Here is a 12,244-nt window from a genome sequence, read left to right as displayed (position 1 = left end):
AGGCCGCGGGTTCAAATCCCGTCAGGACCGCATTATGGTGAGGCCCGTAGCCCTTGGCTACGGGCCTCACTGTCGTTCCCGGCCCGGATCCCTTTGTGGATCCGGGCCTTCGTGCGTTCGACCTTGACTGCGACACGTGCCAGGGGTACCCAGTCAGTGGGAGGTGCTGCGCCACATGACGACGACCACCCGGCCCGAGGACAGGCAGACCGAGCGCGTCCGGCATGAGACCCGTGCGCTGCTGCGCGCCCACCTCTCGGCCGCCGTCGGCTATCGCCACCTGACCAGACACTGCCCCGTCTGTCACCGGCTGCTGAGGCTCGCCCAGGAGGCCGGGAGCGCCCCACAGGCGGCCGCGGGCGGTCCGGACGCCGTGAACGCCGCAGACGGCCCGGACGGCGTGGACGGCGTGGACGGCGTGGACGGCGCTTAGGGAAAGTCCCTCTTCCCGGTGACGGCCCCGACGGGCTCCGCGGTGACGACCGGCCGAACCGGCCGCGTTTCAACAGGGCCGGGCGGGCACGGCTTTGGCCCCGTGGGCCTTTTACCTCAGGGGCACAATGAGTGACAAGCACGAGCCGGTGTGACGGGAGTCACCGAAAGAGTTCCTGGAGTGGGGGAACTTACCCCCCTCCTACGCCCGGTCAATTTAATATGTGCAATTGCACCGGCCTTCCGGATGCCCCCACGGACCCTCAGCGCCCACCACGGGGCGGCGGCCGGGCGGCCGGCAGCCGGTGTCCGGGCATAAAAAGATCGCGCTGGACCCGGCGGAGTCCAGCGCGATCGAACGACCAGCCCAAGTCGGTGGGCACGGATGCTGTTGGGGCAGACATCCCGTCGCGTGTTGCTTGTGGAGCTTCAGATGGAGCTCAAGAGGGCGGCAGCCGGGTTGGGGGCCCCGGAAATCGCCCGGTCATTCAGTTGTTCAGGCCTCGCTGCGCTGCTGCGGAATGCCCGCCAGCAGGGCGCGGACCTCCGCTTCGCGGTAGCGCCGGTGTCCTCCGAGCGTGCGGATGGACGTGAGCTTGCCAGCCTTGGCCCAGCGGGTGACCGTCTTCGGGTCCACGCGGAACATCGTGGCAACCTCAGCCGGGGTCAGCAGCGGCTCGGCATCAGGGGTGCGAGCGGTCATGAGCGGCCTCCTCGGGAGAACCGAACCATCACGTCGGTTCTTTCCTCTAAATTCTGCACCTTGACCCGCGTTGCCCGAAATGGCGGACGCGGGCCGAGTCGGTTATAGGACGAACGGCTTGTCCTCGGCACTACAACTACACCATCTGTCCAGCCACGTCGGCCAAACCGATGGAATTGCCCTCTCAGGTGTTCAACCTCGACGGAAGCCGATGGACCATGCCATAGCGGACAGTCACGCCACCGTGACGATCAGTCACAGCGGGATCAGAGGCCACCAGACCCTTCAAGGTGTGCAATACCGAACTATCCGCCCTTACTTGGACGGAAGGAGCCCTTCCTGGACTCCTTGTCCTATTTTGCCACGAGGGTGGGCGATGGGCGCAAGACCTGACGTAAGTGCGTTAGATCACGGTTGCGGCAATGGCCCGGATCGGGACCTAGGTCCTGACCCGCGCTCCCGGCCGGCCCCGCCGCCGCCGGATCAGTTGGCGAACTGACGGTTGCGGACCGCCCTCCAACGTTCCGTCAGCCGCTCGTACGCCGCACCGGCCCGTGCTCCGTCACCCGCCCGCAGCGCGGCCAGCCCCTCCGCCGTGTCGGCGGCGGAACGGTCCTCGGCGAGCTGTGCCTCGGGAACCATATGCACAAGTCCGCCGTAGTCGAGTTCCACCAGCGACCGCGGGTGGAACTCTTCCAGCCACCGCCCCACCTCGACCAGCCCGTCGATCAACGGCCCCTCCTCGATCGCGTCCCGCAGCGTGCGCAGCGCCCGGGCCACCCGCCGCCGGGCCTGGACCATGGGCGTGCGGTAGCGCAGCACCAGGCCGTCGTGCCCGTCGTCCGCGCCGGGCTCGCCCTTGCCGTACTCCCGCTCGTCGTCGGAGAAGAGCACGAACCACCGCAGCGGCACCTGCCAGGTGGCCGTCCTGATCCACGGGCGGGCGTCCGGGTTGCGCTCCGCCCAGCGCTCGTAGTCCGCCTGCGCCTGGCGGCGCACCACCGGCGGCAGGGCCGCGTCCAGGACGGGCGGCGGGAAGTGCCCGGCCAGCTCCTCCAGCGCCAGCCAGCCCCGCAGCCTGGTCCGCCAGGGACAGACGCACACCACGCCGTCCACGACCGCCACGAAGGCGTCCCCGCTCTCGTGCACCGGGACGGGCACCGGCGGGGTGGGCAGCAAGTCCGCCAGTGACCTGCGCAGTTCGTCCTGGGCCGTGGGGAGCGCCGCCCGGCGCGCGTAGCGCAGCCAGTGCGAGCGCTCCGGTTCGGGGAATGCGCCCAGCGGCTCATAGACCCGTAGATATGCCGCGTACGGGACGGTCACCGACGACGCCACGCCCACGCTCGCTCCCTCAAGCCGTAGGTCACCCCCGGGGAGTTGCGCGGCGCGCCTCCCCATACCGTCCAAATCGTCCCATGGCGCAGGAGCCCGGGAGGGTGATCCTCGGCAGGGGACGGATACGGCCGGACGCCAGGTCTTACCCTCTTGGGCAACCGGCCCTCCACCACCCCTCGGAGGGCACCCTCCGCGACATATGGGAGTCACCACCGTGACTGACGTACGTCCCACCTCCGGCGCCGACGGCGGCGTGCTGCACACCCTGTTCCGATCGGACCAGGGCGGCCACGAGCAGGTCGTGCTGTGCCAGGACCGCGAGAGCGGCCTCAAGGCCGTCATCGCCCTTCATTCCACCGCCCTGGGCCCCGCCCTCGGCGGTACCCGCTTCTACCCGTACGCCTCCGAGGAGGAGGCGGTGCGGGACGCGCTGAACCTCTCGCGCGGCATGTCGTACAAGAACGCCCTGGCGGGACTCGATCACGGCGGCGGGAAAGCGGTGATCATCGGTGACCCCGATCTGATCAAGACCGAAGAACTGCTGCTCGCGTACGGACGGTTCGTGGCCTCCCTCGGCGGGCGCTACGTCACCGCCTGCGACGTCGGCACCTACGTCCAGGACATGGACGTCGTCGCCCGCGAGAACCCCTGGACCACCGGCCGCTCGCCGGAGAACGGCGGTGCCGGCGACTCCTCCGTGCTCACGGCCTTCGGCGTCTTCCAGGGCATGCGGGCCGCCGCGCAGACGCAGTGGGGCGAGCCCACGCTGCGCGGTCGCCGGGTCGGCGTCGCGGGCGTCGGCAAGGTGGGCCACCACCTGGTGGACCACCTCGTGGAGGACGGTGCCGAGGTCGTCGTCACGGACGTGCGGGCCGAGGCCGTGGAGCGGGTCGTGGCCCGTCACCCGCAGGTCACGGCGGTGACCGACGCGGACGTGCTCGTCCGCACCCCGCTCGACGTCTACGCCCCCTGCGCGCTGGGCGGCGCCCTGAACGACGACTCCGTGGCCGCGCTCACCGCCACGGTGGTCTGCGGCGCGGCCAACAACCAGCTCGCCCACCCCGGTGTCGAGAAGGACCTGGCCGACCGCGGCATCCTCTACGCCCCGGACTACGTGGTGAACGCGGGTGGAGTGATCCAGGTCGCCGATGAGCTGCACGGCTTCGACTTCGACCGGGCGAAGGCCAAGGCGACCCTGATCTTCGACACGACTTTGGCCATATTCGATCGCGCCAAGGCGGACGGCATCCCGCCGGCCGTCGCGGCCGACCGCCTCGCCGATCAGCGCATGGCCGAGGCGCGCGCGGCGCGAGGGGCGGTCGCGGCCACCCGGTAGGGCCGGCCCGGCGGCGGTTCCACGCCGTCACGGCCGTTCACGGTCCGTAGACCGTTCACCCGCTCGGGTGATCCGCTTCGCCCGAGCGGGTGGTCGGTGGCCGCACAGCGGTCCCCACAGAAAGGGGCACCGGCCGGTGCGGAAGGAGAGATCTCTCACCACCCCTCGGCGGGTCGGCGCCCAGGACACGTTAAAATCGCAGCTGACCAGCGAGTACAGGGTTCTGCGTCGTATGTGCTCCGTGGCACGTCATGCGGGCGACGTACCGTATGGCCGCGGAAGCAGGTACCGTTGAAGCTCTACAGGCCGGACACCTTCACAGGGGTCCGCTCTGCACTCATGAACGTGAACGCGTGTCAAGACTCTGGGGCCGTCGAGCCCCGTCAATGAGGGGGTCGAGCCATGGGGCGCGGCCGGGCCAAGGCCAAGCAGACAAAGGTCGCCCGCCAGCTGAAGTACAACAGCGGCGGGACCGACCTCTCACGTCTGGCCAATGAGCTGGGCGCAACGCAGCCGGCAGCGATCAAGCCGCCGCCGGAGAGCGAGCCGCTCGAGGACGAGCTGGACGACGACCCGTACGCTCAGTACGCGGCGCGTTACAACGACGATGAGGACGAGGACGAGCAGTCGTCCGACCAGTCCGCATACCGTCGCCGCGCTTGACGCGACAGTCATAGCTTTTCACCGACCCGGTCCGGGGCCTCGCCCCGGACCGGGTTCTGTGCTGCCCGGAGCCGGTGGCCCCGGGCAGTCACCCGCAGCGGGTCAGCTGCTGTAGTCGCCGGTCAGGGCCACCGCCTCGGTGTGATCACCGCGCTCGGTGACCTCACCCGCCACCCATGCCTCGACGCCCCGGTCGGCGAAGGTGGCCAGTGCGACGTCCACGGACTCCTGGGGCACGACGGCCATCATGCCGACGCCCATGTTGAGGGTCTTCTCCAGCTCTGCGCGCTCGACGCCGCCCAGCTTGCCGACCAGGTCGAAGACCGCGCCGGGCGTCCACGTGGAGCGGTCCACGGTGGCGTGCAGGCCGTCCGGGACGACCCGGGCCAGGTTGTTGGCGAGGCCGCCGCCGGTGATGTGCGAGAAGGCGTGCACCTCCGCCGTACGGGTGAGGGCCAGGCAGTCCAGCGAGTAGATCTTCGTGGGCTCCAGCAGCTCCTCGCCGAGCGTGCGGCCGAACTCCGGAACCTCCCGGTCCAGCTCCCAGCCGGCCCGGTCGAAGAGCACATGGCGGACGAGTGAGTACCCGTTCGAGTGAAGTCCGGAGGAGGCCATCGCGATGACGGCGTCACCCGGACGGATGCGGTCCGCGCCCAGCAGCCGGTCCGCCTCGACCACGCCCGTGCCGGCGCCGGCCACGTCGAACTCGTCCGGGCCCAGCAGGCCCGGGTGCTCGGCGGTCTCGCCGCCGACCAGCGCGCAGCCCGCGAGGACACAGCCCTCGGCGATACCCTTGACGATGGCGGCCACGCGCTCGGGGTAGACCTTGCCGACGCAGATGTAGTCGGTCATGAACAGCGGCTCGGCACCGCAGACGACCAGGTCGTCGACGACCATGCCGACGAGGTCGTGACCGATGGTGTCGTAGACGCCCATGCGACGGGCGATGTCCACCTTCGTGCCCACGCCGTCCGTGGCGGAGGCGAGGAGGGGGCGCTCGTAGCGCTTGAGGGCGCTGGCGTCGAAGAGGCCGGCGAAGCCCCCGAGGCCGCCGACGGCCTCGGGGCGGGTGGCCTTCTTGACCCACTGCTTCATCAGCTCGACGGCGCGGTCGCCCGCCTCGATGTCGACGCCCGCGCTTGCGTAGCTGGCGCCGCCTTCGGCACTAGCAGTCTCAGAAGACATGGTCTTGAGATCTTTCGTGTCGTTCGGTACTACGGGGCGTTACGGGCGACGGAGCGCGTCGGCGGCGTCCGTGCCACCGGCCAGCTCGGTCTCCAGAAGCTGCTTGCCGAGCAGCTCGGGGTCGGGCAGCTCCATCGGGTACTCGCCGTCGAAGCAGGCCCGGCACAGGTTGGGCTTGGCGATGGTGGTCGCCTCGACCATGCCTTCGAGGGAGATGTACGCGAGGGAGTCCGCGCCCAGCGACTTGCCGATCTCCTCGACCGTCATGCCGTTGGCGATCAGCTCGGCGCGGGTGGCGAAGTCGATGCCGAAGAAGCACGGCCACTTCACCGGCGGCGAGGAGATCCGCACGTGGACCTCGGCGGCCCCGGCCTCGCGCAGCATCTTCACCAGGGCGCGCTGGGTGTTGCCGCGGACGATCGAGTCGTCGACGACCACCAGGCGCTTGCCCTTGATGACTTCCTTGAGCGGGTTGAGCTTGAGCCGGATGCCGAGCTGGCGAATGGTCTGGCTCGGCTGGATGAAGGTCCGGCCGACGTAGGAGTTCTTCACCAGGCCCGTGCCGTACGGGATGCCGCTGGCCTCCGCGTAGCCGACCGCGGCCGGGATGCCGGACTCGGGAGTCGGTATCACCAGGTCGGCGTCGACCGGGGCCTCGGCGGCGAGCCGGCGGCCCATCTCCACGCGGGAGAGGTAGACGTTGCGGCCCGCGATGTCGGTGTCGGGGCGCGCGAGGTACACGTACTCGAAGACGCAGCCCTTGGGGCGGGCCTCGGCGAAGCGGCTGCTGCGGACGCCGTTCTCGTCGATGGCGACGAGCTCTCCGGGCTCGACCTCGCGGACGAAGGTCGCACCGCAGATGTCGAGGGCGGCCGTCTCGGAGGCCACCACCCAGCCGCGCTCCAGGCGGCCGAGCACCAGCGGGCGGATGCCCTGCGGGTCACGTGCGGTGTAGAGCGTGTGCTCGTCCATGAAGACGAGGGAGAAGGCACCCCTGACCTTCGGAAGCACCTTGGTGGCGGCTTCCTCGATCGTCAGCGGCTTGCCGTCGTCGTCGGTCTGGCCGGCCAGCAGGGCCGTGACCAGGTCCGTGTCGTTGGTCGCCGCGACCTGGGTGGCACGGCCGTTCTCCCGGGGGAGGGCGGCGACCATCTCGGCCAGCTCGGCGGTGTTGACCAGGTTCCCGTTGTGGCCCAGGGCGATGGAGCCGTTGGCGGTCGCCCTGAAGGTCGGCTGCGCGTTCTCCCACACCGAGGCTCCGGTGGTGGAGTAACGGGCGTGACCGACCGCGATATGGCCCGTGAGGGAGCCTAGGGAGGTTTCGTCGAAGACCTGGGAAACCAGTCCCATGTCCTTGAAAACGAGGATCTGGGAGCCGTTGCTCACCGCGATGCCCGCGGACTCCTGTCCACGGTGCTGCAGCGCATACAGCCCGAAATAGGTGAGTTTGGCGACCTCTTCACCCGGAGCCCAGACACCGAAGACGCCACAAGCGTCCTGGGGGCCCTTTTCGCCGGGAAGCAGGTCGTGGTTGAGTCGTCCGTCACCACGAGGCACACCTGAAGTCTATGGCAGGGATGAGGTTCATCCGAACCGGGGACGGCCTGAAATGGCTCACACCACGGACAGCCACTCGACAGGCACAGCGAATCACCTATTCGTGGCAGGAACGTGCCACGAATAGACCGCTGAATTTCGGGGTTCGCTCAGGTGAGCAGAGGTAGTTGCTCGGAAATGTCCGCGCGTTCGCCACTGGCCGTGACGGCCGCTTCCGCGAGGGAAACCGCCCAGTCCGCGCGGCCGGTGGCCAGCCGGATCCAGGTGAGCGGATCGGTCTCCACCACGTTCGGCGGCGTACCGCGGGTGTGTTTGGGCCCGGCGACGCACTGCACCACGGCGAACGGCGGAACGCGAACCTCCACGGACCCGCCGGGAGCCTTGACCGCAAGGGCGTCGGTGAGCAAGCGGGTGACCGTCGCCAGCGCCTGCCGGTCGTGGCGCACGGCGATGCCCGTGGCATCGGCCAGATCATCGGCGTGGACGACGAGTTCCACCAGTCGGGTGAGCAGGAAATCGGCCACCGTCATGGCCCCGAAGGCCGTCGGGACGAGGGAGGCGGGGTCCGTTTCGGCAGCGGCGCCCAGCAGGCCCTCACCGGCCCGGTCCAGCCTGTCCGCCACGGCGTTGGGATCCGCGGAGGCGAACGCCGCAGCCCCCTCGGCCGTCGTGGCGGCGACGTGCGCGGCCTGCGAACCCAGGCCGTTCACATAGTCGAACAACCCGGCCTCGGCGCGTGCCGGCACCGCCGCCCGCTCCGCCAGCCGGTGCGGCAACAGCTCCAACGCGCCGACGAGATGGACGATCAACTCCCTGACCGTCCATTCCCCCACCCGGGTGCGCCCGGCCAGCAACCGCTGCGCGTCCGGTTCCGTGCACGCCACCGTGACCACGTCCCGGACGGCCCGGACCTGCCCTTCGAGGGCGGCCCGCACCTTTGCGGGATCGTAGGTGCGAACACGGGGCTTGCGCGGTGCTGGAGGCATGGCGCGAGCCTAATCGTTGGCCAGGCTTCGGGTGGGCCCAATGCACTCAGTACCCGGACCCACGGGTGGGGCCCAGTCCGCGACCGGGCTCCACCCACGGGGCCTGTTAAGGGAGTTGCAGGAGTGAGGTCAGGCGAGCAGCGCCGGAATGGTGGCCTCGTGGGCCGTGCGCAGCTCCGCCAGCGGCAGGACGAACTGCCCCTGGACGTCGATCTCTTCGCCGTCGACGACGCCGATCCGCGTCGCCGGCAGGCCGCGCGCACCGCACATGTCGGTGAAGCGCAGTTCCTCGCTGCGCGGCACGGCGACGACCGCACGGCCGGCGGACTCGGAGAAGAGGAAGACGAACGGGTCCAGGCCGTCGGGGACGACGATCCGGGCGCCCTTGCCGCCGCGCAGGCACGACTCGACGAGGGCCTGGATCAGGCCACCGTCGGAGAGGTCGTGCGCCGCGTCGACCATTCCGTCGCGGGAGGCCGAGATGAGGATCTCGCCGAGCAGCTTCTCCCGGTCGAGGTCCACGGCCGGCGGCAGTCCGCCGAGGTGGTCGTGGATCACCTGCGACCAGGCCGAACCGCCCAGCTCCTCCTTGGTGTCACCCAGCAGGTAGAGCAGGTGCCCCTCGTCGGAGAAGGCCATCGGCGTACGGCGGTTGACGTCGTCGATCACGCCCAGCACCGCGACCACGGGGGTCGGGTGGATGGCGGTCTCGCCGGTCTGGTTGTAGAGCGAGACGTTGCCGCCGGTGACCGGGGTGCCCAGGGCCAGGCAGCCGTCCGCCAGGCCACGGGTGGCCTCGGCGAACTGCCACATGACGGCCGGGTCCTCGGGCGAGCCGAAGTTGAGGCAGTTGGAGATCGCCAGCGGGCGGGCGCCGGTGGCGGCCACGTTGCGGTACGACTCGGCGAGCGCGAGCTGCGCGCCCGCATACGGGTCGAGCTTGGCGTAGCGGCCGTTGCCGTCCGTGGCGACCGCGACGCCGAGGTTCGTGTCCTCGTCGACGCGGACCATGCCGGAGTCCTCCGGCTGGGCCAGGACGGTGTTGCCCTGCACGAAACGGTCGTACTGGTCGGTGACCCAGGACTTGGACGCCTGGTTGGGCGAGGAGATCACCTGGAGGACCTGCGCGCGCAGCTCCTCGGCGGTCTGCGGCCGGGCGAGCTTGTTCGCGTCGTCGGCCTGCAGGGCGTCCTGCCAGTCCGGGCGGGCGTACGGGCGCTCGTAGACGGGGCCCTCGTGGGCGACCGTACGCGGCGGTACGTCCACGATCTGCTCGCCGTGCCAGAAGATCTCCAGCCGTTCGCCGTCGGTGACCTCACCGATGACGGTGGCGATGACGTCCCACTTCTCGCAGATCTCCAGGAAGCGGGCGACCTTGCCGGGCTCGACGATCGCGCACATGCGCTCCTGCGACTCGCTCATGAGGATCTCCTCGGGCGAGAGCGTCGCGTCGCGCAGCGGTACGTGGTCCAGCTCGACGCGCATGCCGCCGGAACCGGCGCTGGCCAGCTCGCTGGTGGCGCAGGACAGGCCGGCGCCGCCGAGGTCCTGGATGCCGTCGACCAGGTCCTCGCGGAAGATCTCCAGGGTGCACTCGATGAGGAGCTTCTCCTGGAAGGGGTCGCCGACCTGGACGGCGGGGCGCTTCGTCGGCTTACTGTCGTCGAAGGTCTCCGAGGCCAGGACGGACACGCCGCCGATGCCGTCGCCGCCGGTGCGGGCGCCGTAGAGGATGACCTTGTTGCCGGCGCCGGACGCCTTGGCGAGGTGGATGTCCTCGTGCTTCATCACGCCGACGCACAGGGCGTTGACCAGCGGGTTGCCCTGGTAGCAGGCGTCGAAGACGACCTCGCCGCCGATGTTGGGCAGGCCCAGGCAGTTGCCGTAGCCGCCGATGCCCGCGACGACGCCCGGCAGGACGCGCTTGGTGTCGGGGTGGTCCGCGGCACCGAAGCGCAGCGGGTCCATGACGGCGACGGGGCGGGCGCCCATGGCGAGGATGTCGCGCACGATGCCGCCGACGCCGGTGGCCGCGCCCTGGTAGGGCTCGATGTACGACGGGTGGTTGTGCGACTCGACCTTGAAGGTCACCGCGTAGCCCTGGCCGACGTCGACGACGCCGGCGTTCTCGCCGATGCCGACGAGGAGGGCGTCGTTCTCGGGGGCCTTCTCGCCGAACTGACGCAGGTGGACCTTGCTGGACTTGTACGAGCAGTGCTCGGACCACATGACGGAGTACATCGCCAGCTCGGCGCCGGTGGGGCGGCGGCCGAGGATGGTGCGGATGCGCTCGTACTCGTCCTGCTTCAGGCCGAGTTCGGCCCAGGGCTGGTCGACGTCGGGGGTCTCGTTGGCGTGCTTGACGGTGTCGAGAGTCATCAGGCGTTGACCAGCTTCCTCAGGATCGAGGTGAAGAACCCCAGCCCGTCCGTGCGACCGGTGCCGACGAGGGGCTCGACGGCGTGCTCGGGGTGCGGCATCAGGCCGACGACGTTGCCGGCGGCGTTGGTGATGCCGGCGATGTCGCGCAGCGAACCGTTGGGGTTGACGTCCAGGTAGCGGAAGACCACGCGGCCTTCGGCCTCCAGCTCGTCCAGGGTGCGCTCGTCGGCCACGTAGCGGCCGTCGATGTTCTTCAGCGGGACGGAGATCTCCTGGCCCGCCGCGTAGTCCGTCGTCCAGGCGGTGTCCGCGTTCTCGACGCGGAGCTTCTGGTCGCGGCAGATGAAGTGCAGGTGGTTGTTGCGCAGCATCGCACCGGGGAGCAGGTGCGTCTCGGTGAGCACCTGGAAGCCGTTGCAGATGCCGAGGACGGGCATGCCGCCCTTGGCCTGCTCGATGACGGACTCCATGACCGGCGAGAAGCGGGAGATGGCGCCCGCGCGCAGGTAGTCGCCGTAGGAGAAACCGCCGGGCAGGACCACGGCGTCGACCTGCTTGAGGTCCTTGTCGCGGTGCCAGAGCGGCACGGCTTCGAGGCCGGCGATCCGGACGGCGCGCTGGGTGTCGCGGTCGTCGAGGGTGCCGGGGAAGGTGATGACCCCTACGCGTGCGGTCACGAGTCGACCCGCACGGTGAAGTCCTCGATCACGGTGTTGGCGAGAAACGTTTCCGCCATCTCGTGGATTCGGGCGAGGGCGGCGTCGTCCACCGGACCCTCCACCTCAAGTTCAAAGCGCTTGCCCTGACGGACGTCCGCGATCCCCTCAAAACCCAGGCGTGGCAGCGCGCGCTGCACCGCCTGGCCCTGCGGGTCGAGGATCTCCGGCTTGAGCATGACGTCGACTACGACGCGTGCCACTGGCACTCCCGGTGTGTGGTGCGTGAGCTGAAGCGGTAGGGCCAGAGTACAGTCCCGAAAAATCTACGCGCATAGATATGCTGGGCTTATCCTCCGCGTTTAGCAGCGGCCGGGCGAAGCCGGTGGAAAAGTTCGGGAAAAACAACGGAAGATCGCACCGTCGTGATTGCGATGAGGCGCACCGACAGAATTAACTGGGCTTCACCAGGCATTGCTCTTTGTTGTACAAATGAATATGTATTGACCGAGAACAACCGCAACCCTCACATCACCGCAGGTCAAAGTGGTGATACTGGCCGAAAGGACCGATTTCCGTGGCGCAGCGCGTAGTGGTCACACTCTCCGACGACATCGATGGCGGGGAAGCCGCGGAGACCCTCATCTTCGGGCTCGACGGCAAGTCGTACGAGATCGACCTGAACACTGCCAATGCGAAGAAACTGCGGGGCGTCCTCGCGCCTTACGTGGAGGCCGGCCGCAAGCAGTCCCGCTCCGGCAAGGTCTACCGCCGCACGTCCGTGGCGCCCGACCCGGCGGCGGTCCGGGCCTGGGCCCGTTCGAACGGCATGGAGGTGCCGCCGCGCGGCCGCATCCCCAAGAAGGTCTACGAGGCGTTCAACGCCGCGGGCTGAGCCGTGGCCGGACCTCGCTCCCGGCCCGACTTGCCAAGCACCCCGGATGATCAGCTAGAGTCTGGATCACGCCGAGGGGCAAGGCCGGGAAACGGGCCGGAACTTCGGGGTCAT

The 12,244-nt window shown here is 69.4% G+C and carries 12 protein-coding genes; 4 read left to right on the top strand and 8 right to left on the bottom strand.

All coding sequences use genetic code 11. The features are described from left to right. Window positions 1-175 precede the first annotated feature (175 nt). On the top strand, window positions 176-433 hold the full coding sequence (locus tag LE181_RS30195) for a DUF6274 family protein (protein WP_225664696.1): 258 nt from the start codon (window positions 176-178) through the stop codon (window positions 431-433). 495 nt (window positions 434-928) lie between these two features. On the opposite strand, the gene bldC is transcribed toward LE181_RS30195, so the two are convergent. Together bldC and LE181_RS30185 are read right to left on the bottom strand one after the other, a co-directional pair. Further along, the gene (bldC, locus tag LE181_RS30190; RefSeq protein ID WP_003949541.1) at window positions 929-1,135 is read right to left on the bottom strand and encodes a developmental transcriptional regulator BldC; all 207 of its coding nucleotides are present in this window, start codon (window positions 1,133-1,135) and stop codon (window positions 929-931) included. 483 nt (window positions 1,136-1,618) lie between these two features. After that, window positions 1,619-2,476, bottom strand: coding sequence for a DUF8083 family protein (locus tag LE181_RS30185; protein ID WP_225664695.1), 858 nt, complete (start codon window positions 2,474-2,476; stop codon window positions 1,619-1,621). 193 nt (window positions 2,477-2,669) lie between these two features. On the opposite strand from LE181_RS30185, the gene LE181_RS30180 reads away from it, so the two are divergent. Together LE181_RS30180 and LE181_RS30175 are read left to right on the top strand one after the other, a co-directional pair. Then, on the top strand, window positions 2,670-3,806 hold the full coding sequence (locus LE181_RS30180; protein ID WP_225664694.1) for a Leu/Phe/Val dehydrogenase: 1,137 nt from the start codon (window positions 2,670-2,672) through the stop codon (window positions 3,804-3,806). Between the two features lie 402 nt (window positions 3,807-4,208). Next, window positions 4,209-4,469 (top strand): DUF3073 domain-containing protein, encoded by a 261-nt coding sequence (locus LE181_RS30175; RefSeq protein ID WP_126914880.1) that lies wholly within the window; start codon window positions 4,209-4,211, stop codon window positions 4,467-4,469. A gap of 102 nt (window positions 4,470-4,571) precedes the next feature. Here the strand turns inward: LE181_RS30175 and purM are convergent, their stop codons facing one another. The 6 genes from purM to purS all read right to left on the bottom strand — a co-directional run bounded on the left by purM (window position 4,572) and on the right by purS (window position 11,498). Further along, the gene (purM, locus tag LE181_RS30170) at window positions 4,572-5,654 is read right to left on the bottom strand and encodes a phosphoribosylformylglycinamidine cyclo-ligase (RefSeq protein WP_225664693.1); all 1,083 of its coding nucleotides are present in this window, start codon (window positions 5,652-5,654) and stop codon (window positions 4,572-4,574) included. A gap of 39 nt (window positions 5,655-5,693) precedes the next feature. Beyond that, a complete protein-coding gene (purF, locus tag LE181_RS30165; RefSeq protein WP_225664692.1) occupies window positions 5,694-7,211 on the bottom strand; it encodes an amidophosphoribosyltransferase in 1,518 nt (505 codons plus the stop codon). A 149-nt stretch (window positions 7,212-7,360) separates the two neighbouring features. Then, a complete protein-coding gene (locus LE181_RS30160; protein WP_225664691.1) occupies window positions 7,361-8,197 on the bottom strand; it encodes a sterol carrier family protein in 837 nt (278 codons plus the stop codon). Between the two features lie 129 nt (window positions 8,198-8,326). Further along, window positions 8,327-10,576 carry a phosphoribosylformylglycinamidine synthase subunit PurL gene (purL, locus tag LE181_RS30155; protein WP_225664690.1) on the bottom strand — a complete coding sequence of 750 codons (2,250 nt, stop codon included), beginning with the start codon at window positions 10,574-10,576 and terminating at the stop codon, window positions 8,327-8,329. Continuing rightward, window positions 10,576-11,256: a phosphoribosylformylglycinamidine synthase subunit PurQ gene (gene purQ / locus LE181_RS30150; RefSeq protein WP_225664689.1), complete on the bottom strand. Its 681-nt coding sequence runs from the start codon at window positions 11,254-11,256 to the stop codon at window positions 10,576-10,578. The genes purL and purQ overlap by 1 nt, the downstream gene beginning before the upstream one ends. Further along, window positions 11,253-11,498: a phosphoribosylformylglycinamidine synthase subunit PurS gene (purS, locus tag LE181_RS30145; protein WP_006604673.1), complete on the bottom strand. Its 246-nt coding sequence runs from the start codon at window positions 11,496-11,498 to the stop codon at window positions 11,253-11,255. Before purS ends, purQ begins: the two co-directional genes overlap by 4 nt. 314 nt (window positions 11,499-11,812) lie before the next feature. Here purS and LE181_RS30140 point away from each other — a divergent pair, with 314 nt between their 5' ends. Continuing rightward, the gene (locus tag LE181_RS30140) at window positions 11,813-12,130 is read left to right on the top strand and encodes a histone-like nucleoid-structuring protein Lsr2 (RefSeq protein ID WP_190108307.1); all 318 of its coding nucleotides are present in this window, start codon (window positions 11,813-11,815) and stop codon (window positions 12,128-12,130) included. The last annotated feature ends 114 nt before the right edge of the window (window positions 12,131-12,244 follow it).

This window comes from Streptomyces sichuanensis, assembly GCF_020328095.1.
GTDB lineage: Bacteria > Actinomycetota > Actinomycetes > Streptomycetales > Streptomycetaceae > Streptomyces > Streptomyces cinnamoneus.
Note: the sequence above shows the minus strand (reverse complement) of the source record. Positions and strands in the feature narration are given on the sequence as shown.

Bases quoted from the DNA above. Each gene is read 5' to 3' on its own strand.
- LE181_RS30180 (WP_225664694.1), top strand. From the start codon at position 2,670: ATGGGAGTCACCACCGTGACTGACGTACGTCCCACCTCCGGCGCCGAC.
- LE181_RS30195 (WP_225664696.1), top strand. From the start codon at position 176: ATGACGACGACCACCCGGCCCGAGGACAGGCAGACCGAGCGCGTCCGG.
- purM (WP_225664693.1), bottom strand. From the start codon at position 5,654: ATGTCTTCTGAGACTGCTAGTGCCGAAGGCGGCGCCAGCTACGCAAGC.
- LE181_RS30175 (WP_126914880.1), top strand. From the start codon at position 4,209: ATGGGGCGCGGCCGGGCCAAGGCCAAGCAGACAAAGGTCGCCCGCCAG.
- purL (WP_225664690.1), bottom strand. From the start codon at position 10,576: ATGACTCTCGACACCGTCAAGCACGCCAACGAGACCCCCGACGTCGAC.
- bldC (WP_003949541.1), bottom strand. From the start codon at position 1,135: ATGACCGCTCGCACCCCTGATGCCGAGCCGCTGCTGACCCCGGCTGAG.
- LE181_RS30160 (WP_225664691.1), bottom strand. From the start codon at position 8,197: ATGCCTCCAGCACCGCGCAAGCCCCGTGTTCGCACCTACGATCCCGCA.